19 protein-coding genes are annotated in these 23,970 nt (G+C 73.2%); 7 read left to right on the forward strand and 12 right to left on the reverse strand.

Features of this window, described 5'->3' with window-relative positions; genetic code table 11:
* The first annotated feature begins 1 nt into the window (after position 1).
* The 5 genes from O7609_RS02740 to O7609_RS02760 all read left to right on the forward strand — a co-directional run bounded on the left by O7609_RS02740 (position 2) and on the right by O7609_RS02760 (position 8,305).
* Positions 2–1,792, forward strand: a complete 1,791-nt coding sequence (locus tag O7609_RS02740) for a carbamoyltransferase family protein (protein ID WP_269743022.1) — start codon at positions 2–4, stop codon at positions 1,790–1,792.
* A complete protein-coding gene (locus O7609_RS02745) occupies positions 1,785–5,141 on the forward strand; it encodes a non-ribosomal peptide synthetase (protein WP_269743023.1) in 3,357 nt (1,118 codons plus the stop codon). Before O7609_RS02740 ends, O7609_RS02745 begins: the two co-directional genes overlap by 8 nt.
* Complete coding sequence (locus tag O7609_RS02750) at positions 5,138–6,682, forward strand: amino acid adenylation domain-containing protein (protein ID WP_269743024.1); 1,545 nt, start codon at positions 5,138–5,140, stop codon at positions 6,680–6,682. The genes O7609_RS02745 and O7609_RS02750 overlap by 4 nt, the downstream gene beginning before the upstream one ends.
* Positions 6,683–6,798: 116 nt before the next feature.
* Positions 6,799–7,008, forward strand: coding sequence for an MbtH family protein (locus O7609_RS02755; protein ID WP_269733305.1), 210 nt, complete (start codon positions 6,799–6,801; stop codon positions 7,006–7,008).
* A 94-nt stretch (positions 7,009–7,102) separates the two neighbouring features.
* Positions 7,103–8,305, forward strand: a complete 1,203-nt coding sequence (locus O7609_RS02760) for an MFS transporter (protein ID WP_269733306.1) — start codon at positions 7,103–7,105, stop codon at positions 8,303–8,305.
* Between the two features lie 25 nt (positions 8,306–8,330).
* Here O7609_RS02760 and pgl read toward each other — a convergent pair whose 3' ends face one another.
* From pgl to tkt, 5 genes are read right to left on the reverse strand one after another with little or no spacing between them, the layout of a single operon-like run.
* Positions 8,331–9,113, reverse strand: a complete 783-nt coding sequence (gene pgl, locus O7609_RS02765) for a 6-phosphogluconolactonase (protein ID WP_269733307.1) — start codon at positions 9,111–9,113, stop codon at positions 8,331–8,333.
* The gene (opcA, locus tag O7609_RS02770) at positions 9,110–10,132 is read right to left on the reverse strand and encodes a glucose-6-phosphate dehydrogenase assembly protein OpcA (RefSeq protein ID WP_269733308.1); all 1,023 of its coding nucleotides are present in this window, start codon (positions 10,130–10,132) and stop codon (positions 9,110–9,112) included. Before opcA ends, pgl begins: the two co-directional genes overlap by 4 nt.
* Positions 10,129–11,676, reverse strand: coding sequence for a glucose-6-phosphate dehydrogenase (gene zwf, locus O7609_RS02775; RefSeq protein WP_269733309.1), 1,548 nt, complete (start codon positions 11,674–11,676; stop codon positions 10,129–10,131). The genes opcA and zwf overlap by 4 nt, the downstream gene beginning before the upstream one ends.
* Positions 11,677–11,681: 5 nt before the next feature.
* Positions 11,682–12,800: a transaldolase gene (tal, locus tag O7609_RS02780; RefSeq protein WP_269733310.1), complete on the reverse strand. Its 1,119-nt coding sequence runs from the start codon at positions 12,798–12,800 to the stop codon at positions 11,682–11,684.
* Between the two features lie 39 nt (positions 12,801–12,839).
* Positions 12,840–14,924 carry a transketolase gene (gene tkt / locus O7609_RS02785; RefSeq protein ID WP_269743025.1) on the reverse strand — a complete coding sequence of 695 codons (2,085 nt, stop codon included), beginning with the start codon at positions 14,922–14,924 and terminating at the stop codon, positions 12,840–12,842.
* Positions 14,925–15,282: 358 nt separating this feature from the next.
* Here tkt and O7609_RS02790 point away from each other — a divergent pair, with 358 nt between their 5' ends.
* Positions 15,283–16,233 (forward strand): heme o synthase, encoded by a 951-nt coding sequence (locus tag O7609_RS02790; RefSeq protein WP_269743026.1) that lies wholly within the window; start codon positions 15,283–15,285, stop codon positions 16,231–16,233.
* Between the two features lie 106 nt (positions 16,234–16,339).
* A complete protein-coding gene (locus O7609_RS02795; protein WP_269733313.1) occupies positions 16,340–16,702 on the forward strand; it encodes a hypothetical protein in 363 nt (120 codons plus the stop codon).
* A gap of 139 nt (positions 16,703–16,841) precedes the next feature.
* Here O7609_RS02795 and O7609_RS02800 read toward each other — a convergent pair whose 3' ends face one another.
* The 7 genes from O7609_RS02800 to gap form a co-directional block, all read right to left on the reverse strand.
* Positions 16,842–17,837 carry a COX15/CtaA family protein gene (locus tag O7609_RS02800; RefSeq protein WP_269736990.1) on the reverse strand — a complete coding sequence of 332 codons (996 nt, stop codon included), beginning with the start codon at positions 17,835–17,837 and terminating at the stop codon, positions 16,842–16,844.
* 121 nt (positions 17,838–17,958) lie between these two features.
* A complete protein-coding gene (gene pgi, locus O7609_RS02805) occupies positions 17,959–19,617 on the reverse strand; it encodes a glucose-6-phosphate isomerase (protein ID WP_269733314.1) in 1,659 nt (552 codons plus the stop codon).
* A 140-nt stretch (positions 19,618–19,757) separates the two neighbouring features.
* Positions 19,758–20,093, reverse strand: coding sequence for an RNA polymerase-binding protein RbpA (locus O7609_RS02810; RefSeq protein ID WP_219090901.1), 336 nt, complete (start codon positions 20,091–20,093; stop codon positions 19,758–19,760).
* Positions 20,094–20,301: 208 nt separating this feature from the next.
* Positions 20,302–20,529, reverse strand: coding sequence for a preprotein translocase subunit SecG (gene secG, locus O7609_RS02815; RefSeq protein WP_219090921.1), 228 nt, complete (start codon positions 20,527–20,529; stop codon positions 20,302–20,304).
* 176 nt (positions 20,530–20,705) lie between these two features.
* Entirely contained in the window at positions 20,706–21,482 is a 777-nt protein-coding gene (gene tpiA / locus O7609_RS02820) for a triose-phosphate isomerase (RefSeq protein ID WP_269733315.1), read from the reverse strand.
* 5 nt (positions 21,483–21,487) lie between these two features.
* On the reverse strand, positions 21,488–22,699 hold the full coding sequence (locus O7609_RS02825; protein ID WP_269733316.1) for a phosphoglycerate kinase: 1,212 nt from the start codon (positions 22,697–22,699) through the stop codon (positions 21,488–21,490).
* Between the two features lie 120 nt (positions 22,700–22,819).
* Positions 22,820–23,824 carry a type I glyceraldehyde-3-phosphate dehydrogenase gene (gap, locus tag O7609_RS02830; protein WP_269733317.1) on the reverse strand — a complete coding sequence of 335 codons (1,005 nt, stop codon included), beginning with the start codon at positions 23,822–23,824 and terminating at the stop codon, positions 22,820–22,822.
* Positions 23,825–23,970 lie beyond the last annotated feature (146 nt).

The raw sequence follows: 23,970 nt of genomic DNA on the forward strand, positions 1-23,970 counted from the left end.
CGTGCTGGTGCTCGGTATCAGCGGACTCGACCGGTCGATGTCCGTGAAGAAGGAGATGCTGCCCGGCCTGGACTGGCGGGAGCAGCGGGTCGTGCAGGGGCTGGACTCCGCCGCGGCCCTCGTGAGCGAGGACGGCGTCCTCGCCGCGTCGGCCCAGGAGCGGCACGACGGGAACAAGGGCACCGGAGCCTTTCCGGTGGACGCGATCGAGGCGTGTCTGCGGACGGCCGGGGTGAGCCTGGACGACGTGGACGTCGTCGCCCACGGCTTCCGCTACGAGCCGTCACCCGCGTTCGAACGGGACGCGTTCGCCCGGCGCTGGTTCGACGACGTCTACCGCAGGGAGGTGCAGCTCGACGTCCTGCGCGCCCACTATCCGGACCAGGACTGGGAGTCGAAGTTCACCGGCGTCCGGCACCACCTGGCCCACGCCGCCAGCGCCTACCACCTGAGCGGCTTCCCCGACGCGACGGTGCTGGTGGCGGACGGCATGGGCGAGACGGAGGCGACGTCCGTGCTGCACGGCGACGGCCCTGACCTGCGGTTCGCCCGGACGTACCCCGTCTCCGCGTCCCTCGGCATCCTGTACAGCGTCGTCACCCAGTACCTGGGCTTCCTCCCGGGCATGGACGAGTACAAGGTCATGGGCCTGGCGCCCTACGGCGACGCGGGCCGGTACGCGGACCAGGCCGAGGAACTGGTGCGGCACACGTCCGGCGGGCGGCTGGTCGTCCCTGTGCTGGCGCACGACAAGTCGCCCGTGGAGCGGGAGACGCACCGGGGCGCGATCCGGCGGCTGGAGGAGCTGTTCGGTCCGGCGCGGCACCCACAGGCCCCGGTGGAGAGCCGCCACATGGACATCGCGGCGGCCCTGCAACGACGGCTGGAGGAGAGCCTGCTGACCGTGCTGCGGACGGCCGTCGAGGAGGGTGCGCGGTCGCGCAACCTGTGCATGGCCGGCGGTGTGGCGCTCAACTGCACGGCCAACGGTCTGATAGCCCGGAGCGGCCTGTTCGACCGGGTGTTCGTGCAGCCCGCTTCGGGCGACGACGGGACGGCACTGGGCGCGGCCCTGGCGGAGCTGCGGCGGCGCGTCCCGGCCCCGCCCGCCGCGATGACGATGCCTTACTGGGGCGAGGAGTTCGGCGCCGCCGACATCGACGCGGCGCTGGCCGGGCTCGGCCCGGACTACCGGGTGTGCGAGCTGTCCGAGGACGCGCTGCTCGCCGAGGTCTCCGCACTGATCAGGGCGGGGAAGGTGGTCTCGTGGTTCCAGGGCCGGATGGAGTTCGGCCCCCGGGCGCTGGGCAACCGCAGCATCCTCGCGGACCCGACGGCACCGGGGATGCGGGCCCACCTGAACGCGGTCGTCAAGCAGCGCGAGGAGTTCCGCCCCTTCGCTCCCGCGGTCCTGGCCGAGGAGGCGCACACCTACTTCGAGCTGGAGCCGGAGCGGGAGTCGATGTACCGGCACATGCTGTTCGTCACGCGGGTGCGGCCCGCCTACCAGGAGCGGCTTCCGTCGATCACGCACGTGGACGGCTCCGCGCGGGTGCAGACCGTCGACCGGGCCACCGCGCCGCGGTTCTGGAAGCTGATCCGGCGGGTGGGCGACGACTCGGGCATCCCCATGGTGGTCAACACCTCGTTCAACCTGAAGGGCCAGCCGATCGTCCGCACGCCCGAGGAGGCGGTGGCCACCTTCGCGCGTTCGACGCTGGACGCGCTGGCGATCGGCGACCGGCTGGTGACGCGCTCCGCCGACGACACCGGGGCGGCCGGCCGTGACTGACGACACGACGACGCGACGCGACGCGCGGCCGGAGACGTTCCGCGCCGAACTGGCCGGCGCCTGGCGCTCCGCCCTGGGCCTCGACGTCATCGAGGACGGCACGCACTTCTTCCACGAGGGCGGCGACTCCGTGCTGGCCGTCGAGGTGGCGCTGCTGCTGCGCGAGCTGACCGGCACCGAGCTCGACCTCGACATCCTCTACGAGTACCCGGAGTTCGGATCCCTCGTGGCGGCGCTGACCGGTCCCGGCGCGGGCGAGGCCCGGCAGGAGGGCCGGGAGCTGACCGGGCCGGAGGAGCGGCTGTGGGCCGTCGAGCAGCTCCACCCGGGAACGGCCGTCCACCACATCTGCGTCGCCTACCGCTTCCCGCACCGGCTGGACGTCGACCGGGTGCGGTCGGCGCTGAACGCGCTCGCCGGGCGGCACGACGCGCTGCGGCGGGGCTTCGTCAGGCCGGGCCGGACCGTCACGACGCCGGAGCCCACGGTGCCCTGCCGATGGGTGGACGCCCGGGGCGTGGCGGAGGCGAGCGTGCGGGAGCTGGTCGACACCGAGGCGCGGGCCCCGTTCGACCTCGCCCGGCCGCCGCTGCTGCGGGCCCTGGTCGTCGACGAGGGCGAGGCGGGGAGCCGGCTGGTTCTCACGGTCCATCACCTGGTGTGCGACGGGGTCTCCCTGACCCTGCTGGAGGAGGACGTCCAGCGGCTCTACGCGGGCGAGCCCGATCCCGGGCCGGACGGCGGCCGGGTGGCCCCCGCCCGCGTCCGCACGGTGGCCCCGGACGCAGCGCCCGGGGCGGCCCTGGAGGAGTGGCGGGCCGCGCTCGCCGACCGCCGGGAGGGCCTGCGGCTCCCGCACGACCTGCCGCGCCCCGCGCGTCCCGGCACCCGGGGCGCCGCGCACCGGGTCACGCCGGCCCCGGAGCGGCTGGAGCCCTTCCTCCGGGCCGCGCGGGAGGAACGGCTCAGCGGCTTCATGGCGTGGACGGCCGCCTACGTCGCCGCCCTCGTCTCCGTCACCGGGGACCGGGATCTCGTCGTCTGCGTGCCGGTGTCCGCCCGGGAGCCGGAGCGGGCCGCGGAGATCGGCATGTTCGTGGACCTCGTGCCGCTGCGGTTCCGGGTTCCGCCGGGGACGACGGCCCGGGAGCTGCTGCGCCACACGAGGCGGGTGATCACCCGTGCGCTGGCCCGCCCCGTGCCGTTCCAGGCGATCGTGGAGGCGCTCGGGACCGGCGCCGGCGGGCGGGCCCCGCTGGCCCAGACCGCGCTCACCTACCTGGACACGGCCGGGTGCGGCCTGCGGCTGGACGGTTACGCCGCCGAGCGGGAGCAGGTTCCCACCGGCACCGCCAAGTTCGAGCTGCTGTGGGCGGTGACGCGCGCGAGCGCCGGGACCGTCTGCGAACTGGAGTGGTCCGCCGACCTGTTCGCCGCGGAGCGCGGCGCCGACCTCCACCGGCGCGTGCTGCGGGCCGTCGAGGACGCCTTCGCCGAGCCGGACGCCCCGCTCGCGGCGGCCGAGACCGCGCCGGCGTCCGTCCCTGCGCCCGCCGGGGGCGGGACGTTCGTCGCCGTGCACGAGCGGGTGCGGCAGCGGGCCGCCGAACGGCCGGAGGCCGTCGCCGTCCGCCACGGCGGGCGTGAGCTGAGCTACGGCGAGCTGGACCGGCGGGCGTCGGCGGTCGCGGCCGGCCTCCGGGCCGCCGGGTACGGCCGGGGCACGGTCGTGGCCGTACCGGCCGAGCGCGGGCTCCCGTCCGTCGTCGCCTGCCTCGGCGTGCTGTACGCGGGCTGCGCGTACCTGCCGCTCGACGCGGGCCAGCCCGGCGAGCGCACCCGCGAGACGGTGCGCGCCGCGGCCGGGGCGGCGCTCGTCACGGACGGGGCGAGCGTGGACCTGCTCTCCGGCCTGGTGCCCGTCCACCGTCTGGACGAGCTCACGGCGCGGGGTGGCGGGCCGTTCGCCCCGACGCCCGTCACCGGAGCCGACGTCGCCTACGTGATGTGCACCTCCGGCTCGACCGGCCGGCCCAAGGCGGTCGTGGTACCGCACCGGGCGGTCAGCCGGCTGGTGCCGGACGCGGACTTCGTCACCTTCACGGAACGGGACCGGGTCGCCCACGTCTCCAACCCGGCCTTCGACGCCGCCACGTTCGAGCTCTGGGGAGCGCTCGCGGGCGGCGGCACGCTCGTCGTGGCGGACCGCGACGTGCTGCTGTCGCCGGACCGGATGCGCGCGTTCCTCGCCGAGGAGCGGATCACCGTCATGTTTCTGACGGTCACGCTGCTCAACCAGCTCGTGGACTTCGCCCCCGACGCCTTCCGCGACCTTCGGGTGCTCGTGTTCGGCGGCGAGAAGCAGGACGACCGCCGCCTGGAGAAGCTGTTCGCGGCGGGCCCGCCGGCCCGCGTCGTCAACGGCTACGGGCCGACCGAGAACACCACGTTCAGCACCACCCACGACGTCACACCCCGGGACCTGGCCGACGGGGTCGTGCCCCTGGGCGGGCCGCTGCCCGGCAGCACGGCGTACGTGCTCGACGCCGACGGCGCCCCGGCCCCGCCCGGCGGAACCGGCGAGCTGTACGTGGGCGGCGAGGGGCTGGCGCACGGCTACCTCGACGCCCCCGAGCTGACGGCCACGGCCTTCGTCCCCGACCCGTTCTCCACCGAAGGGGGACGGCTGTACCGCACGGGCGACCAGGTGCGGGTGCTGCCGGACGGCGGTATCGCGTACGTCGGACGCCTCGACGACCAGGTCAAGGTGCGCGGGCACCGGGTCGAACCGGCCGAGACCGTTCGGGCCCTGCGGGACCGGGACGGGGTGGCCGACGCCGTCGTCCTCCCCCGCCGCACCCCCGAGGGCACCGAACTCGTCGCCTTCGCCGTCCCGGTCACCGGCCCGGACGGGACGCCGGTGGCGCTCGACGGCCAGGCGCTGCGCGAGCGGCTGGCCGAGACCCTGCCGCCCTACCTGCTCCCGGCGGCCCTCCGCGTCGTCGACCGCATCCCGGCGACGCCCAACGGCAAGGCCGACCGGCAGGCCCTGCTCGCGGCCCTCGACACCGCCGGGCCCCAGCCGGTGGCGGGCCCGGCCGACGCGCCGGACCCGCTGGCCGAGGCCGTCGCGACACTCTGGTGCGAGGTCCTCGGCACCGAACGGGCCGCGCCGGGCGACGACTTCCACCGCCTGGGCGGGCACTCGCTCAAGGCCCTGCGGCTGCTGGCCCGGCTGGACGAGGAACTGGCCGCGGAGGTCGAGCTGGTCGACTTCTTCGCCGAACCCACCCTGGCGGCGCTCACCCGCCTCGCCCGGACCGCACACGCACAGGAGGAGAACCGATGACCGCGCCCGCACCCGCGGCCGACGCCACCGCGAGCGGAACCCCGGCGACGGCGTCCGGCGCCACCCTGGCACGGTTCCTGCACCACGTGGACCGGGCGCCCGACGCGATCGCCGTGCGGGAGCCGGACGGCCGCGAGCTCACCTACGCGGCCCTGCTGGCGGCGGCCCGCGCCCAGGCGGCGGCCCTGAGCGCGCAGGGCGTGCGGCCCGGGTACCGCGTCGCCGTCGAGTGCGGCTACGGCGGCTCCTACGTGGTCAGCCTGCTGGCCGCCTGGCTGCTCGGCGCCGTCGCCGTGCCGCTCGATCCGGCGGCCCCGGCCGAGCGGCGCGGGTACCAGGTCCGGCAGGCCGACTGCCGCGCGGTCGTGAGCGACGAGGCGCGCTCCGACGGGGTGGTGCGCGCGGCGGTCGCCGAGGTCGCCGCCACGCCGCCGCCCGGTGCCGAGGCCGGGCCCCCGGCCGCGTACATCCTGTTCACCTCCGGCTCGACGGGCCTGCCCAAGGGCGTGGAGATCGAGCACGCCGGGCTCCTCAACATGCTCGACTACTTCTCCGACGCCCTGGGGCTCGGGCCCGGCGACCGGATGCTGGCGCACAGCAGCGTCGTCTTCGACATGTCGGTGCCCGAGATGCTGACGCCGCTGACCAGCGGCGGGACGATCGTCGTCGCGCCCGGACGCTGCGCCCGCAACCCGGAGTTCTTCGCCCGGTGGCTGCTCTCCCGGCCGCCCGGGGCCGCGTTCGCGACCCCGAGCCAGCTCCGGCTGCTGCTGCCGTTCCTGGCCGGAGAGCGGGTCTTCACCCACCTCGTCAGCGCCGGCGAGGCCCTGACGGCGGCTCTGGCCGAGGAGCTCGAAGGCGTCACGGGAGCGCTGTGGAACGGCTACGGGCCGACCGAGACCACGGTCTGCGGCCTGTGCACCAGGGTGACACCGCCCTACCGCGACCCGCAGCCCATCGGGGTGCCGATCCCCGGGCTGCGGGCCCATGTGCTCGACGAGGAGGGCCGGCCTGCCGCCCCGGGCGCCGTGGGCGAGCTGTGCCTGTCCGGCCTCGGCGTCGCCCGGGGCTACGTGGGCAGCCCCGAGCTGACCGCCCGGTCCTTCACCACCGGGGAGGACGGCACCCGGACCTACCGCACCGGCGACCTGGTACGCCTCGGCCCCGACGGCCTCTTCACCTTCCACGGCCGGGCGGACGACCAGGTGAAGATCCGCGGCCACCGGGTCGAGCTGGGCGAGGTCGAGACCGTCGCCGAGCGCACGCCGGGCGTCGCCCAGGCCGTCGCGGTGCTCTCCGAGGCCCTGCGCGGCCGGGCCGAACTCCACCTGGCCCTCGTCCCCGAGGAAGCGGGGGCGGGGCCCGGGTCCCTGCGGGCCGTCGAGAGCGCGCTGCGCGAGCGGCTGGGCCGGGAGCTGCCCGCCTCCATGCGGCCCGGCCGGCTTCTCTTCTTCGACGCCCTGCCCCGCAACCGGTCCGGCAAGACCAGCAGACGGGACGTCGTGCGCCTCGTCGAGGACCGATTGCTCCGGCCCTCCTGACCCCGCGTCACCCCACGGCCCGCAGGGTGGCTTGGCACGTCACCGTGCCAGGCCCGCCCGCCCACGCGAAGCCGTACCCACCACCCACCACCCACCACCCGAAGGGAACCTGAACCATGAGCGAGCTCACCACCACCGAGCGCCGGTACACCGTCGTCCGCAACGACGAGGAGCAGTACAGCCTGTGGCCCGAGGGGCGTCCGCTGCCCGCGGGCTGGCACGACGCGGGCGTCAGCGGCGGGCGGGAGGAGTGCCTGGCCCACATCGGGACGGTCTGGACGGACATGCGCCCGAAGAGCCTGCGCGTCGCCATGGGCGAGAGCTGAGCCGACGCCCCGACCGGAGGGCGGGGGCGGAGCGCCCGGGCCGGGTGCTCCGCCCCCGCCTCCCCCGTACACCAGTGGAGGCCAGCCCGTGTGGGTGCTTCTTCGTCGTAACGCGCAGTTCCGCCGGGTGTTCGCCGGCGAGGCCGTCTCCAGCTTCGGAGACAGCGCCATGTTCCTCTCCCTCGCCATCTGGGCGAAGGACCTCACCGGCTCCGACGCCGCGGCCGGCGGCGTCATCCTGGCGCTGACCGTGCCCGGTCTCGCCGCTCCGCTGCTGGGGCACCTCGTCGACCGGGTGCACCGCAAGCCGCTGCTGCTGCGGATGTACGGCGCGATGGCCGTGCTGGTCCTCGCGCTGCTGGCCGTCGAGGACAGCGGGCAGCTGTGGATCATCTACGTGGTCGCCGCGGCCTACGGCGTCCTCGTCGCCACCCCGGCGCGGCAGGCGCTGCTGAAGGACCTGCTGCGGTCCTCCGAGGCCGTGCAGGCGAGATCGCTGCTCATCGCCACCAGGGAAGGGGTGCGGATCGTCTCGCCGGTGGTCGGCGCGGGTGTGTACGTCGCCTTCGGCGGCGGGGCACTGGCCGCCCTGGGCGCGCTCACCCTCACCGTCGCGGCCCTGCTGCTGGCCTCCGTCACGGTGGTGGAGTCCGAGCCGGAGCCCGCGGGCGAACGGTTCCGCACCGCGCTGGCCGCCGGCTGGCGGCACGTGCGGGACGTCCCCCTGCTGTTCCGGCTGACCCTGGCCATGACGTTCTTCCTCGGCGTGGTCGGCATGCTGGAGACCGCCGCCTTCGCGGCCGTCGACCAGGGGCTCGGGCGGGCCGCCGCCTTCGTCGGCGTGATGGCCTCCGTCCAGGGGGCGGGATCGGTGCTGGGCGGGCTGCTCGCCGGGCAGCTGATCCGCCGTCTGGGCGACGTCCGCACGACCTGCCTCGGGTACGGGCTCGTCGCGCTGGGGCTGCTGCTGTGCGTCTCGACGAACCTGGTGCCCTTCCTGGCCGGGGTGGCGCTCATCGGCGTGGGCCTGCCGTTCCTCGCCGTCGTGCTGGGCACCGCCTGCCACCTGTACGCCCCGGCCCGGATGCAGGGCCGCGTGAACGCCGTCGTCAACACCGCCAGGGACGGGGCACAGTCGCTCTCGCTGGCGGCGGGCGCGGCCCTGATCGGGGTGCTGGACTACCGGCTGATGTACGTGGTGATGGCCGTGTCCACCCTGGGGTGCGCCGTCTCCCTCCTCGTCCGGCCCGTCAGGACCCCCGAGGTGGTGCCCTCGATGGCCGACGAGCTGGCCTGAGCCCGCCCGGAGCCCGGGCCCGCCGTCAGGACGGGGAGGGCTGGAAGTCGGCGGGGAGCCGGGAGGCGGCGGTCTCGTCCAGGAGCCACAGCGTGCGGGTGCGGCCGTGGGCGCCCGCCGCCGGCGCCTGGACCTCCCCGGCGCCGCTCAGCGCGACGGCGACGGCCCGCGCCTTGTCCTCGCCGGCCGCCAGCAGCCACACCTCGCGGGCGGCCCGGATGGCGGGCAGGGTCAGCGACACCCGGGTGGGCGGGGGCTTGGGCGAGCCGTGCACGCCGACGACGGTCCGTTCCGTCTCCCGCACGCCCGGCAGCTCCGGGAACAGCGACGCGACGTGGGTGTCGGGGCCGACGCCGAGGAGCAGCACGTCGAACGCGGGCACCGGGCCGTGGTCCGCCGGGAGGGCGGCGGCCTCCAGCTCGGCGGCGTAACCGGCCGCCGCGGCGTCGGCGTCGTCCCCGAAGGTGCCTCCGGAGGGCTCCATCGGGTGCACCCGGGCCGGGTCGAGCGGCACCGCGTCCAGCAGAGCGGCGCGGGCCTGCGTCTCGTTGCGCTCGGGATCGCCGTCGGGCAGGAAGCGCTCGTCGCCCCACCACACGTCGAGGTGGGCCCAGTCGACCGCGTCGCGGGCGGGCGAGGCGGCGACGGCTTCGAGCAGGGCGATCCCGTTGCGCCCTCCCGTCAGGACGACGGAGGCGGTGCCGCGCTCGGTCTGGGCGGCGACCAGGGTGGTGACGAGCCGGGCCGCAGTGGCACGGGCCAGCTCCTCCTTGTTGCGGTGGACGACGACCTGGGTGGAGGGGGTCATCGGGCGGCCGCCTTCCGGTTCGGGGCCTTGCGTTTCGGGGCCGGTGCCGCCGCGGACTCCTGCGCCGGTGCCCGGCCGGGCCCGCCGAGGCTGTCCAGGCCGTGGCACAGGGCGTGGTGGTAGGCCTCGTCCGGGTCGAGCCGGCGCAGCTCCTCGGCGATCAGCTCGGCCGTGGAGCGCCGGTGGAGCGCCACGTGGCGGTCGGGCTGGCCGGGGACGGCGAGCAGGGCGAGCCGCCCGTCGGGCCGGTCGAGGCAGATCTCGCCCTCGGGGGTGGCGAGCCGTACGGCGGTGATGCCGGGGCCGTCGGAGAGGGCGCGCTCGACCGGGACGCGCAGCCGGTCCGCGAGCCACAGGGCCAGCAGCTCGGTGCTGGGGTTGTGCTCCTCGCCCTCGACGACGGCGGAGGTGACGGTGATCCGGCGCTGGCCGACCGCCCGCTGGTCCATCGCGGCGGCCAGGACGCTGCGCCAGGGGGTGATGCGGGTCCAGGCCAGGTCGGTGTCGCCGGGGGCGTACGTCCCGGCCCGGTGGGCGAGGGTGGCCGTCGGGTCCTCGGTGCGCGCGGCGTCGGTGATGCGGCGCTGGGCGAGGTTGCCGAGGAGGTCCTTCGAGGGGACGGCCGGGGAGTCCTCGGGCCACCAGACGACGACGGGCGCGTCCGGCAGGAGCAGCGGCAGGACCACGCTGGAGGTGTGGCTGGCCAGCTCCCCGTGGAGCCGCAGCAGGACCGTCTCTCCGGTGCCCGTCTCGCCGCCGAGCCGGACCTCGGCGTCCAGCCGGGCCTGGGCACGGTCGCGCGGAGAGCGGCCGGGGCGGCGGATGACGACGAGGATGCGGGAGGGGTGCTCGCGGGAGGCGTCGCTGGCGGCCTTGAGGGCGTCGTAGTGGTTGCCCTCGTCGGTGACGATGACGAGGGTGAGCACCATGCCGACGGCCGGGAAGCCGGCCGCCCTACGGGCCTTGACCAGGGCCGCGTTGATCTGGCTGGACGTGGTGTGCGTGAGGTCGATGTTCATGGCCGCCGCCAGCTCCTACCGTCGCGTGCCAGCATCTCGTCGGCCGCCCTGGGGCCCCACGTACCGGCGGTGTAGGGCTCGGGCTTGCCGTGCTTCTCCCAGTGTTCCTCGATCGGGTCGAGGATCTCCCAGGAGCGTTCGACCTCCTGGTGCCGGGGGAAGAGGTTGGCGTCCCCGAGGAGCACGTCCAGGATCAGCCGCTCGTAGGCCTCGGGGCTGGACTCGGTGAAGGACTCGCCGTAGGCGAAGTCCATCGTCACGTCGCGGATCTCCATGGAGGTGCCGGGCACCTTGGAGCCGAACCGGATGGTGACGCCCTCGTCCGGCTGCACCCGGATGACCAGCGCGTTCTGGCCGAGCTCCTGGGTGTCGGTGGTGTCGAAGGGCGAGTAGGGGGCGCGCTGGAAGACGATGGCGATCTCGGTGACGCGGCGGCCGAGCCGCTTGCCGGTGCGCAGGTAGAACGGCACACCCGCCCAGCGCCGGTTGTCGATCTCCAGCTTGATCGCGGCGAAGGTGTCCGTCTTGGACTTGGGGTTGATGCCCTCCTCGTCCAGGTAGCCGAGCACCTTCTCGCCGCCCTGCCAGCCGGCGGTGTACTGGCCGCGCACGGTGTGCAGGCCGAGGTCGGCGGGCAGCCGGACGGCGTTGAGCACCTTCAGCTTCTCCGTCACCAGTGCCTTCGCGTCGAAGGAGGAGGGCTCCTCCATCGCGGTGAGGGCCAGGAGCTGGAGGAGGTGGTTCTGGATGACGTCGCGGGCGGAGCCGATGCCGTCGTAGTAGCCGGCCCGGCCGCCGATGCCGATGTCCTCGGCCATCGTGATCTGCACGTGGTCGACGTAGGAGCGGTTCCACAACGGCTCGAACATGGTGTTCGCGAACCGCAGGGCCAGGATGTTCTGGACCGTCTCCTTGCCCAGGTAGTGGTCGATGCGGAAGACCTGGCTGGCGCGGAAGACGCCGTGGATGGTCTCGTTGAGCTCCTGCGCGCTGCGCAGGTCGTGCCCGAAGGGCTTCTCGACGACGGCCCGCCGCCAGGAGCCCTCGGGGGCGTCGGACAGCCCGTGCTTCTTGAGCTGCTGGACGACGGTGGGGAAGAACCGGGGCGGCACGGAGAGGTAGAAGGCGAAGTTGCCGCCGGTGCCGCGCTGCTTGTCCAGCTCCTCGATCGTCGCCTTCAGGGTCTCGAAGGCGGCGTCGTCGTCGAAGACGCCGGGCACGAACCGCATGCCCTGGGCCAGCTGCTGCCACACCTCTTCGCGGAACGGCGTCCTGGCGTGCTCCTTGACGGCCTCGTACACGACCTGCGCGAAGTCCTCGTGCTCCCAGTCCCGGCGGGCGAAGCCGACGAGCGAGAAGCCCGGCGGCAGCAGCCCGCGGTTGGCGAGGTCGTACACGGCGGGCATGAGCTTCTTGCGGGACAGGTCTCCGGTGACACCGAAGATGACCAGGCCCGACGGCCCCGCGATACGCGGGAGCCGCCGGTCCTGTGCGTCACGCAGCGGATTGCCGTCGCCCGCCGGATCTGCTGCCGGGCTGGTCACCGTGCTTACGCCTCCTTCGGGGCGAGACGCTTGAGCTCGGCTTCGGTGGAGGTGAGCAGGTCGGTCCAGGAGGCCTCGAACTTCTCGACGCCCTCGCGCTCCAGCAGGGACACGACCTCGTCGTAGGAGATGCCGAGCGCCTCGATGGCGTCGAGGTCGGCGCGGGCCTGCTCGTAGGTGCCGCGCACGGTGTCGCCCGTGACCTCGCCGTGGTCCTCGGTGGCCTCCAGCGTGGGCTCCGGCATCGTGTTCACGGTGTTCGGGGCGACCAGCTCGGTGACGTAGAGGGTGTCCGGGTAGGCCGGGTCCTTGACGCCTGTGGAGGCCCACAGGGGGCGCTGCACGTTGGCGTTCTTGGCCTCCAGCGCCTTCCAGCGGTCGGAGGCGATGACCTCCTCGTACGCCTGGTAGGCCAGGCGGGCGTTGGCGAGGGCGGCCCTGCCGCGCAGCGCCCCGGCGTCCTCGGTGCCCAGGGCGTCGAGCCGCTTGTCGATCTCGGTGTCGACGCGGGAGACGAAGAACGAGGCCACCGAGTGGATCCGGGAGATGTCCAGGCCCTTGGCGTCGGCCTTCTCCAGGCCGGTCAGGTAGGCGTCCATCACCTGGCGGTAGCGCTCCAGCGAGAAGATCAGCGTGACGTTGACGCTGATGCCGGCGGCGATCGTCTCGGTGATGGCCGGCAGGCCGTCGAGGGTGGCCGGGATCTTGATGAGCGTGTTCGGCCGGTCGACGAGCCAGGCGAGCTGCCGGGCCTCGGCGACCGTGGGCCGGGTGTGGTGGGCCAGGCGCGGGTCCACCTCGATGGAGACCCGGCCGTCCCGGCCGCCGGTGGCCTCGTAGACGGGGCGCAGGATGTCGGCCGCGTCCCGCACGTCGGCGGTGGTGATCATGCGCAGCGCCTCCTCCACGGAGACGCGGCGGGCGGCGAGGTCCTCGAGCTGGCGCTCGTACCCGTCGCCGGCCGAGATCGCCTTCTGGAAGATCGACGGGTTGGTGGTGACGCCGACGACGTGCTGCTGGTCGATCAGCTCGGCGAGGCCGCCGGACGTGATGCGCTCACGCGACAGGTCGTCCAGCCAGATCGCGACGCCCTCGTCGGAGAGGCGCTTGAGTGCGTCTGTCATAGGGGTTACATCTCCTGCTTGTCGCTGTTCGGGCGGTCGTCAGCGCGCCGCGGCTTCGATGGACTCGCGGGCGGCGGTCGCCACCGCCTCGGCGGTGATGCCGAACTCGCGGTAGAGCGTCTTGTAGTCGGCGGAGGCGCCGAAGTGCTCCAGCGAGACGGCACGGCCGGCGTCCCCCAGGTAGCGGTACCACGACTGGGCGACGCCCGCCTCGACGGTGACCCGGGCCCGCACGGACGGCGGGAGCACCGCGTCCTTCCAGGCCTGGTCCTGCTCCTCGAACCACTCCACGCACGGCATGGACACGACCCGCGCCCTGACACCCTCGGCCCGCAGCGCCTCCCGGGCCTCGACCGCGAGCTGCACCTCCGAGCCGGTGGCGATCAGCAGCACGTCGGGACCGCCGCCCTCGGCCTCGAACAGCACGTACCCGCCCTTGGCTGCGTCCTGGTCGGGCTCGTAGGTGGGCACGTTCTGCCGCGTGAGGGCGAGACCGTGCGGGGCGGGGTCGCGCTCGAAGCGCTCCATGATCTCCGCCCACACGACGGCCGTCTCGTTCGCGTCGGCGGGCCGGACCATGTTCAGCCCCGGAATCGCGCGCAGGGCGGACAGGTGCTCGACGGGCTGGTGGGTGGGGCCGTCCTCGCCCAGGCCGATCGAGTCGTGCGTCCAGACGTAGGTGACCGGCGTCCTCATCAGCGCCGCCAGCCGCACGGCGGGCCGCATGTAGTCCGAGAAGACGAGGAAGGTGCCGCCGTAGATCCGCGTGTTGCCGTGCAGCGCCACGCCGTTCATGACGGAGCCCATGGCGTGCTCGCGGATACCGAAGTGGACCGTGCGGCCGTACGGGTCCGCGGCGGGCAGCTTGTTGCCGACCGGGAGGAACGAGGTCTCGGCGATGGTGGTGTTGTTCGAACCCGCCAGGTCGGCGGAGCCGCCCCACAGCTCGGGCAGCACGCTCCCCAGCGCCTTCAGCACGGCGCCGGAGGCCTTGCGGGTGGCCACGTCCTTGCCGGGCTCGAAGGTCGGCAGGGCCTCGCGCCAGCCCTTGGGCAGCTGCCGCTCCCGGAGCCGGTCGAAGGTGGTGGCCCGCTCCGGGTTCGCGTCGCGCCAGGTGGCCAGCTCCTTCTCCCACGCGGCCTTGGCCTCGGCGCCCCGCTCCAGGGCCCCGCGGGTGTGGGCGAGGACGGCGTCCTCGACCGGGAAGTCCGCCTCGGGGTCGAAGCCGAGGACGCGCTTGGTGGCGGCGATCTCCTCGGCCCCGAGGGCCGAACCGTGGGAGGCCTCGGTGTTCTGCGCGTTCGGGGCGGGCCAGGCGATGATCGAGCGGGCCGCGATGAGGGAGGGGCGCGAGGTCTCGTCCCGGGCGGCCCGCAGCGCCGCGTGGAGCGCCTTCGGGTCCAGGTCGCCGTTCTCCGCCTGCTCGACGCGCTGGACGTGCCAGCCGTAGGACTCGTAGCGCTTGAGGGTGTCCTCGGAGACGGCCGTCTCGGTGTCCCCCTCGATGGAGATGTGGTTGTCGTCCCACAGCACCACGAGGTTGCCGAGCTTCTGGTGGCCGGCCAGCGAGGAGGCCTCGGCGGCCACGCCCTCCTGGAGGTCGCCGTCGCCGCAGAGCACCCAGACGGTGTGGTCGAACGGGGACGCGCCCGCGGGGGCCTCCGGGTCGAACAGGCCGCGCTCGTAGCGGGCGGCCATCGCCATGCCCACCGCGTTGCCGATGCCCTGGCCGAGCGGGCCCGTCGTCGTCTCCACGCCGACCGTGTGGCCGACCTCCGGGTGGCCCGGCGTCTTGCTGTCCCAGGTGCGGAAGGCCTTCAGGTCCTCCAGCTCCAGGCCGTAGCCGGCCAGGAACAGCTGGATGTAGAGCGTCAGGCTGGAGTGGCCCACGGACAGCACGAAGCGGTCCCGGCCCGCCCAGTGCGCGTCGGCCGGGTCGTGCCGCATGAGCTTCTGGAAGAGGACGTAGGCCGCCGGAGCGAGGCTCATCGCCGTGCCCGGGTGGCCGTTGCCGACCTTCTGCACGGCGTCCATGGCCAGGACGCGAACGGTGTCGACGGCCCGCTGGTCCAGCTCGGTCCAGGCGAAGGTCTCGGCATCTGTGGTGTTCGGCTTGGTGCTCACCCTGGCTCAGGGCTCCTCTCCGCATACGAAAAGCCGGTGACCTGTCCCTCACCGCGCGATGCCGAGCCTACCGCCGACCGCGGGGCCCGCCCGCCGGTGCTCACCCTGTGGTCACGTTCGTCGGTACCCCTGCGGGGCCCTGACCTCACGTGCGGAGCGGAGAAATCCGGACCCCCATGCGACCGCGAGGCCCGGGAGCGCATACCGGGCCAACACGGCCACCCCGGGATCGGGCCGAGTACGCCAGCCGTCTAAAGTGGCGTGGTACGTGCGAGACGCAGCCGGACGCAAGGGTCCGGCCCTCGCTTGTTCCCACTGCGGTGCGAGCCGCGGATGTCGCTTGTGATCAGGGGTGTTCGTGACGGCCGTCGAATCCCGTCCCGCGGGGAGTATCGCGCCGGACCAGGGGACGCGTTCGGGCCCGCCCGCCATGGCGCGGGTGAAGGCGTTCGTGGCCCTCACCAAGCCCCGCATCATCGAACTGCTCCTCACCACGACCATCCCGGTGATGTTCCTGGCGGCGCAGGGCGTGCCCGACCTGCTGCTGGTGCTCTACACCTGCGTCGGCGGCTATCTGTCGGCCGGTGGCGCCAACGCCCTCAACATGTACATCGACCGGGACATCGACGCGCTGATGGACCGCACGGCGCGGCGCCCGCTGGTCACCGGCGTCCTCTCGCCCCGCGTGGGCCTCGTCTTCGGCCTGACCCTCGCCGTCGGGTCCACACTGTGGTTCGGGCTGCTGGTCAACTGGCTCTCGGCCGCCCTCTCGCTCGGCGCCCTGCTCTTCTACGTCGTCGTCTACACCATGCTGCTCAAGCGGCGCACCGCGCAGAACATCGTGTGGGGCGGCATCGCGGGCTGCATGCCCGTGCTGATCGGCTGGTCCTCGGTGACGAACGAGGTGAGCTGGGCCGCGGTCATCCTGTTCCTGGTGATCTTCTTCTGGACGCCGCCGCACTACTGGCCGCTGTCGATGAAGGTCAAGGACGACTACGCGCGGGTGGGCGTGCCCATGCTCCCGGTCGTCGCCTCCAACCGCGTCGTGGCCCGGCAGATCGTCTGGTACAGCTGGGTCATGGTCGGCGTCTCGCTGGCCCTGTGGCCGCTGGGCTACGTGGGCTGGTTCTACACGACGGCCGCGCTCGCCGCGGGCGGCTGGTGGCTGTGGGAGGCGCACGCCCTCCAGGCCCGGGCGAAGGCCGGCGTCACCGGGCCGAAGCTCAAGGAGATGCGGCTCTTCCACTGGTCGATCGTCTACGTCACGATCCTCTTCTCCGCCGTCGCCATCGACCCGTTCCTGCGCTGAGCGCGCTCCGGCGCCGGTCACGTTCCCGCTGAGCAGGCCCGTCGTTCCGGCGGCCGTGGCGCAGCCCACGCTGCCCCGACCGACTACTCGGCGGTAGCCTTGGTCCATGGCAGACACGCAGAGCAGCGAGACCCCGAAGCCCGAGCAGAAGGCGGACGCCAGGGCGCAGCGGCAGGCGGCCCGGCTGGCCAAGCAGATCACCGCGTTCACGCGACGGCACGGCGGCAGCGCCGAGGGCCAGCTCGCCTACATCGGGCAGCGCGGTGTCCGCATCGTCCTCGTCGGTGAGGACGGCGGCTGGGGCGACCTCGTGGCCACCAGCCAGGCCGTCGCCGAGGAGGCCGTGCGGACGGCGGGCATCACCGTCCGGGAGAGCTTCGACGGCGAGATGGCGGCCAAGGTGCGCACCGGCCCGTACGAGTGGACGCGCATGGCCGGCATGCAGATCGGCGGCCCCAGCAACACCTGAGCCCGTCCGCGGCGGCCTCCGAGCGGCGCCCCGCACACGCGGTCCGCACCGGGCCCGTCCCGTCCTCCCGCACCGGGCGGACGGGACGGGCCCGTCGGTTCGTGGCCGCGACCGTCGGCTCAGCGGCGGGCCGGGCGGCTCAGACGACGGCGGCGGGACGCGCGACGGGCCGGGCGCCTTCCCCGGCCCCCTCGGCGGCTCCGGCCACCGCAGGGGTGCCGCGCTCGCGCAGGGACAGCACGACGCGCAGGACAGCGATCCACACGAGCGTCGAGCCGAGCAGGTGCACGCCGACGAGCAGCTCGGGCACGTCCGTCACGTACTGGACGTATCCGACGGCGATCTGCGAGGCCAGCACCAGAGCGAGATCCCGGGTGCGCGCCAGCGGCCCGGGCGGGGCGTCCATGGCGCGCAGAAGCAGCCACAGGGCCAGCGTCAGGGCCACGACGAGCCACGCGAGGGCGGCGTGGGCCCGGGTGACGGCCTCCCACTCCAGCGGGATGCGCGGCACCTCGCTGCTGTCGCCGGCGTGCGGCCCGGCCCCGGTGACCACGGTGCCGACGACGATGAGCGCGGCCGTGGCGAGCAGCAGCGCCGTGCCGAGCTGCCGGACCCGGGGGCCGACGAGCGGACGGGCCGGGGCATCGCCCTCACCGGCCCGGTGCCAGGTCAGCACCGTGACGGTGATCAGGGCGGTGGCCAGGAGGAAGTGCCCGGCGACGGAGTAGGGGTTGAGCCCGGTCAGCACGGTGATGCCGCCGAGCACCGCGTTGGCCGCGACGATCCAGAACTGGGCCCAGGCCAGCCGGGTGAGGCCCCGGCGGCGGGGGGCGGTGCTGCGGGCGGCCACGATGGCCCAGCCGACGGCCGCGCACAGCACGTACGTCAGCATCCGGTTGCCGAACTCGATGGCGCCGTGCAGCCCCATCTCCGGGGTGGCGAAGAGGCTGTCGTCCGTGCACTTGGGCCAGGTGTCGCAGCCCAGCCCGGAGCCGGTCAGCCGGACCGCGCCGCCGGTGACGACGATGACGACGCTCATGACCACCGCGGTCAGGGTGGCGCGGCGGAGCGTGCGCTGGGACGGTGTCCAGCGGCTGTCGATGTACGCCAGGGGGTTACGCACGGCTTTGAGCATGTTCGGCACGGACCCATGGTAAGCGGGTGCTTGTGCGAGTTTTCACGAGGGTGGGCCCGGAGCGCGCTCCGGTGGGCCGGACGGGGGCGGTCACGCACCCCCGTCCGGCCCACCGCCGCGGTCAGCGGCCGCGTGCCGCGCGGTAGTGGGCGACGAGCGCGGCCGTCGAGCCGTCGAGGCCCGGAACGTCGGCCGCGCCGGTCAGGGCGGGCTCGATGCGCTTGGCGAGCACCTTGCCCAGCTCCACACCCCACTGGTCGAAGGAGTCGATGTTCCACACGGCGCCCTGGACGAACACCTTGTGCTCGTAGAGGGCGACGAGCTGGCCGAGCACGGACGGGGTCAGAGCCGAGGCCAGGATCGTCGTCGTGGGACGGTTGCCCGGGAACGTGCGGTGCGGCACCTGCTCCTCGGCGACGCCCTCGGCGCGGACCTCGTCGGCCGTCTTGCCGAAGGCGAGCGCCTGGCCCTGGGCGAAGAGGTTCGCCATCAGCAGGTCGTGCTGCTCCCGCAGCGGGCCGAGCTCGGACACGGGCTCGGCGAAGCCGATCAGGTCGGCGGGGACGAGCCGGGTGCCCTGGTGCAGCAGCTGGAAGTAGGCGTGCTGTCCGTTGGTGCCGGGCGTGCCCCACACGACGGGCCCGGTCCGCCAGCTGACCGGACGTCCCTCGCGGTCCACCGACTTGCCGTTGGACTCCATGTCGAGCTGCTGCAGGTAGGCGGTGAAGCGGCTCAGGTAGTGGGAGTAGGGCAGCACGGCGTGCGACTCGGCCCCGAGGAACGCCCCGTACCAGATGCCGAGCAGCCCCAGGAGCAGCGGTGCGTTGGCCTCCGGCGGCGCCGTGCGGAAGTGCTCGTCGACGAGGCGGAAGCCGTCCAGCATCTCCCGGAACCGCTCGGGGCCGATGGCGACCATGAGGGACAGCCCGATGGCCGAGTCGTAGGAGTACCGGCCGCCGACCCAGTCCCAGAACTCGAACATGTTGGCCGGGTCGATGCCGAACTCGGCCACCTTCGCGGCGTTCGTCGACACGGCGGCGAAGTGGCGGGCGACGGCCTCCTCCGCCCCGCCGAGACCGGCCAGCAGCCAGTCCCGCGCGGCCCGGGCGTTGGTGATCGTCTCGATGGTGGTGAAGGTCTTCGAGGCGACGACGAACAGCGTCTCGGCCGGATCGAGGTCGCGGACGGCCTCGTGCAGGTCCGCGCCGTCCACGTTGGAGACGAAGCGGAAGTCCAGCTCGCGGGCCGTGTAGGGGCGCAGCACCTCGTACGCCATCGCCGGGCCGAGGTCGGAGCCGCCGATGCCGATGTTCACGACGGTGCGGATCGGCCGCCCGGTGTGGCCCGTCCAGCGGCCCGAGCGCACCTCCTCGGAGAACGCCGCCATCCGGTCCAGAACGGCGTGCACGGCCGGTACGACGTTCTCCCCGTCGGTCTCGACGACGGCGTCCCGCGGGGCGCGCAGCGCGGTGTGCAGAACCGCCCGGCCCTCGGTGTTGTTGATCTTCTCGCCACGGAACATGGCGTCGCGGAGCGCCGCGACCCCGGTGGCGTCGGCGAGCGCCCGCAGCAGCGCCAGGGTCTCGTCCGTGACGAGGTGCTTGCCGTAGTCGAGGTAGAGGTCGCCCACCTGGAGGTGGTACCGCTCGCCGCGTCCGGGGTCGGCGTCGAAGAGGTCCCGCAGTCTCACGTCGCCCAGCCGCTTGCGGTGTTCGGCCAGAGCGGTCCACTCCGGCAAGCGGTCGAGCCGTTCGCCCAACGGTGCGCCTGCTGCATTCATCTGCGCTGTCAGCCCATCTTTGTCGTCCGTAACCCCGCCGTGGACGACTCTAGAGGGCGGGCGGCCCGGGACCGCCCGAAGCCCGCCGTTTCCCGCCGCTCCGCGGGGGTGTGCGGGGGCGCGCGGCAGGCCGGGAAGGGCTAGATCTCGCCGCGCAGCTTGGCCAGTGCCTCGGCGAGGATCGCCTCGCCGTCCGCGTCGGAGCGACGCTCCCGCACGTAGGCGAGGTGCGTCTTGTACGGCTCCGTGCGCGGCGGGGCCGGCGGGTTGTCCTGGTCCGTGCCCGCGGGGAAGCCGCACCGGGGGCAGTCCCAGGTGTCCGGAACCTGCGCGTCACTGGCGAAGCTGGGCTTCGTCTCGTGCCCGTTGGAGCACCAGAAGGAAATGCGGAGGCGGGGTGCGGACTCGCCGCGCTCCGCCTCGCCCATCGGCCCCGCCCCGACCCGGCTGCCCCGGATCGCGTTGCCACCTGCCACGGTCGTAACTCCCTGCCTCAAGGTGCTGCGAAGTCGCCCCGAATCTGTGTAGGGCCCAACGCGCGTCCCGGCGTGGGAGTTACCTCCCGTTGCGGAACGCGGTCCTCATGATAGGCAGCAGGGTGGCCCCCCTGTCAGCGGTGCGTCAGCGCCGGAACACGATCGACACCTCGTACGGGGGACGGTTTCGAACGCCCTGGGGACGGCTTCAGGACGTCTTCATCATGATGCCGAGGGCCACGATGATGGCGAACCAGATGAGCCCCACGACGATGGTGATGCGGTCCAGGTTGCGCTCGGCCACGGAGGAACCGCCGACGGAGGACTGCATGCCGCCGCCGAACATGTCGGACAGGCCGCCGCCCTTGCCCTTGTGCATCAGCACCAGCAGCATCAGCAGACCACTGAAGACGAGCAGGGCGATCGACAGACCCAGTTCCACGGTTGGACCAACTCTCGGACTTCGTAACGTGACGGACGGTGAACGCGCGTCGCACCCTCGACGGGGGCGGCGCGGCGCCGGTGCGGGACCGGCCCGCGGGGCCGGATCGACGACCCGGCCCCGCACAGCCTACGACGGGAGCGGCCCGTCGGCCCAGCCCGACGGTCTGGCTACTGGTCGCGGAAGCGGACGATCTTGACGAACTCGTCCACATCGAGCGAGGCGCCGCCGACCAGGGCGCCGTCCACGTCCGGCTGCGCCATGATCGCTGCGACGTTGCCGGACTTGACCGAGCCGCCGTACTGGATGCGGACCTTCCCGGCCAGCTCCTCGTCGTACAGCTCCGCCAGGCGGCGCCGGATCGCGTGGCAGACCTCCTGGGCGTCCTCCGGCGTGGCGACCTCGCCGGTGCCGATGGCCCACACCGGCTCGTAGGCGATCACGACCGTCTCGGCGTGGGCGGCCGGGACGCCGTCGAGGGCGCCGTCGAGCTGGGCCAGGGTGTGCTCGACGTGACGGCCGGCCCTGCGGACGTCCAGTCCCTCGCCCACGCACAGGATCGGCGTCAGGCCGTGCTCGAAGGCGGCCTTCACCTTGGCGTTGCACAGCGCGTCGCTCTCGCCGTGGTACTGGCGGCGCTCGGAGTGGCCGACGACGGCGAACGTGCACTTCAGCTTGGCCAGCATCGCGCCGCTGACCTCACCGGTGTAGGCGCCCGACGCGTGGGCCGAGACGTCCTGGGCACCGTAGGTGATCTTCAGCTTGTCGCCGTCGACCAGGGTCTGCACCGAGCGCAGGTCCGTGAACGGCGGGAGGACGGCGACGTCGACGCCCTCGTAGTCCTTGTCGGAGAGCGCGAAGGCGAGCTTCTGGACGTGGGCGATGGCCTCGAGGTGGTTGAGGTTCATCTTCCAGTTGCCCGCCATGATGGGCGTGCGGGAAGTCATGGTGTTCAGTCCTCCAGTGCGGCGAGGCCGGGCAGGGTCTTGCCCTCGAGATATTCGAGGCTGGCGCCGCCGCCGGTCGAGATGTGGCCGAAGGCGTCGTCGGCGAAGCCCAGCGTGCGCACGGCGGCGGCGCTGTCACCGCCGCCGACGACGGTGAAGGCGGAGCTCTCCGCGAGGGCCTCGGCGAGCGCCCGGGTACCGGCCGCGAAGTCGGGGTGCTCGAAGACGCCCATCGGCCCGTTCCAGAAGACGGTGGCGGCGTCGGCCAGCTTCGCGGCGTACAGCTTGCGCGACTCCGGGCCGATGTCCAGGCCCTCCAGCCCGGCGGGGATGGCCGTGGCCGGCACGGTCACCGGGTCGGCCGGGGCCATCGTCTTCAGGTCCGGGAAGCCGTCGGCGGCCAGGACGTCGACGGGGAGGACGAACTCCACCCCGCGCTCTCTGGCCCGCTCCAGGTAGCCCTGGACGGCCGGGACCTGGTCCTCCTGGAGGAGCGAGTTGCCCACGTCGTGGCCCTGCGCCTTGAGGAAGGTGTAGGCCATGCCGCCGCCGATGAGGATGCGGTCGGCCTTCTCCAGCAGCCGCTCGATCACGGCGAGCTTGTCCGAAACCTTCGCCCCGCCGAGGACGACGGCATACGGACGCTTGACATCGTCCGTGAGCTGCTTCAGCACGCCGACCTCGGTGACGATGAGGCCGCCCGCCGCGTGCGGCAGCTTGGCCGGGAGGTCGTAGACGGAGGCGTGTCTGCGGTGCACGGCGCCGAAGCCGTCGCCCACGTAGGCGTCGGCGAGGGCGGCCAGCTCGGTGGCGAACGCTGCGCGCTCGGCGTCGTCCTTGCTGGTCTCACCGGCGTTGAAGCGGAGGTTCTCCAGCAGCGTGACCTCGCCGTCGCCCAGAGCGGCGACGGTGGCCTTCGCGCTGTCCCCCACCGTGTCGGACGCGAACGTCACCCCGGCGTCGAGCAGCTCGCCCAGCCGCGCGGCGACGGGGGCGAGGGAGAACTGCGGGTCGGGTGCGCCCTTGGGCCGGCCCAGGTGTGAGGCGACGACCACCCGGGCGCCCGCCTTCGCGAGCTTCTCGATGGCCGGCACGGCGGCGCGGATGCGTCCGTCGTCGGTGATGGTGTCCCCGGCGAGCGGGACGTTGAGGTCGGCGCGGACGAAGACCCGCTTTCCGGCGACCCCTTCGGAGACGAGTTCGTCGATCGTCTTCATATGTGTGCGTGGCTCCTTGGTTCAGCCCTGCGACATGGGACGAGGCCCGTGCGGCGCGCCGGTGCGCCGCACGGGCCTCGTTCCGGTCACTTCTCGGATGCCTGGGGGACCGCTACGCGGTCAGAGCTGGTTGCCGACGAAAAGCGTCAGGTCGACCAGTCGGTTGGAGTAGCCCCACTCATTGTCGTACCAGCCGACGATCTTCACCTGCTTGCCCATCGCCATGGTCAGCGAGGAGTCGAAGGTGCAGGACGCCGGCCAGTTGACGATATCCGAGGAGACGATCGGGTCGCTCGTGTACTCCAGGATCCCCTTGAGCGGGCCCTCGGCGGCCTCCCGGAAGGCCGCGTTGACCTCCTCCTTCGTGACCTCCCGCTCCAGCTCGACCACCAGGTCGGTGACGGAGCCGGTGGGCACGGGCACCCGCATCGCGATGCCGTCCAGCTTGCCCTCGAGCTGCGGGAGCACCAGCGCGGTGGCCTTGGCGGCACCGGTGGAGGTGGGGATGATGTTCTGCGCCGCCGCGCGGGCACGGCGCAGGTCCTTGTGCGGGAAGTCCAGGATCCGCTGGTCGTTGGTGTAGGCGTGGACGGTGGTCATCATGCCCTTGACGATGCCGAAGCCCTCGTCGAGGACCTTCGCCATCGGCGCGACGCAGTTCGTCGTGCACGAGGCGTTGGAGATGACGTCGTGCTCCCCGGCACGGTAGGCGTCGTTGTTGACGCCCATGACCACGGTGATGTCCTCGTTCTTGGCCGGAGCCGAGATCAGGACCTTCTTGGCGCCGCCCGCCAGGTGCTTGGCCGCGTCCTCACGCTTGGTGAAGATGCCGGTGGACTCGACGACGACGTCGACGCCCAGTTCGCCCCAGGGGATGTCGGCCGGGTTGCGCTCGGAGAGGACCCTGATCGTCCTGCCGTCGACGGTGATGGTGTCCTCGGTGTGGGTCACCTCGGCGTTGAGACGTCCCATGATCGTGTCGTACTTCAGGAGATGCGCGGTGGTCGCGGTGTCGCCCAGGTCGTTGACTGCCACGACCTCGATGTCCGCACCCTGCTCCAGGAGTGCGCGGAAGTAGTTGCGACCGATGCGGCCGAAGCCGTTGATTCCTACGCGGATCGTCACGAACCGATCTCCTCGTTAGGTACGCCGGCGATGGATGTGCCGACGAGCGTGTTTGGGATATCCCCGACCACAACCGACCCTACCGCGCTCGGTGTGGTCCACGTGACATCGCCGGCGGGACGACGCGCGGATCCGGCGGCCGTGGA

The sequence above is a fragment of the Streptomyces sp. WMMC1477 genome, from assembly GCF_027460245.1.
GTDB lineage: Bacteria > Actinomycetota > Actinomycetes > Streptomycetales > Streptomycetaceae > Streptomyces.

Excerpts from the sequence above, each read along its gene's own strand:
- O7609_RS02750 (WP_269743024.1), top strand. The coding sequence starts at position 5,138 with ATGACCGCGCCCGCACCCGCGGCCGACGCCACCGCGAGCGGAACCCCG.
- O7609_RS02755 (WP_269733305.1), top strand. The coding sequence starts at position 6,799 with ATGAGCGAGCTCACCACCACCGAGCGCCGGTACACCGTCGTCCGCAAC.
- pgl (WP_269733307.1), bottom strand. The coding sequence starts at position 9,113 with ATGACCCCCTCCACCCAGGTCGTCGTCCACCGCAACAAGGAGGAGCTG.
- opcA (WP_269733308.1), bottom strand. The coding sequence starts at position 10,132 with ATGAACATCGACCTCACGCACACCACGTCCAGCCAGATCAACGCGGCC.
- tal (WP_269733310.1), bottom strand. The coding sequence starts at position 12,800 with ATGACAGACGCACTCAAGCGCCTCTCCGACGAGGGCGTCGCGATCTGG.
- O7609_RS02795 (WP_269733313.1), top strand. The coding sequence starts at position 16,340 with ATGGCAGACACGCAGAGCAGCGAGACCCCGAAGCCCGAGCAGAAGGCG.
- O7609_RS02800 (WP_269736990.1), bottom strand. The coding sequence starts at position 17,837 with ATGCTCAAAGCCGTGCGTAACCCCCTGGCGTACATCGACAGCCGCTGG.
- pgi (WP_269733314.1), bottom strand. The coding sequence starts at position 19,617 with ATGAATGCAGCAGGCGCACCGTTGGGCGAACGGCTCGACCGCTTGCCG.
- tpiA (WP_269733315.1), bottom strand. The coding sequence starts at position 21,482 with ATGACTTCCCGCACGCCCATCATGGCGGGCAACTGGAAGATGAACCTC.
- O7609_RS02825 (WP_269733316.1), bottom strand. The coding sequence starts at position 22,699 with ATGAAGACGATCGACGAACTCGTCTCCGAAGGGGTCGCCGGAAAGCGG.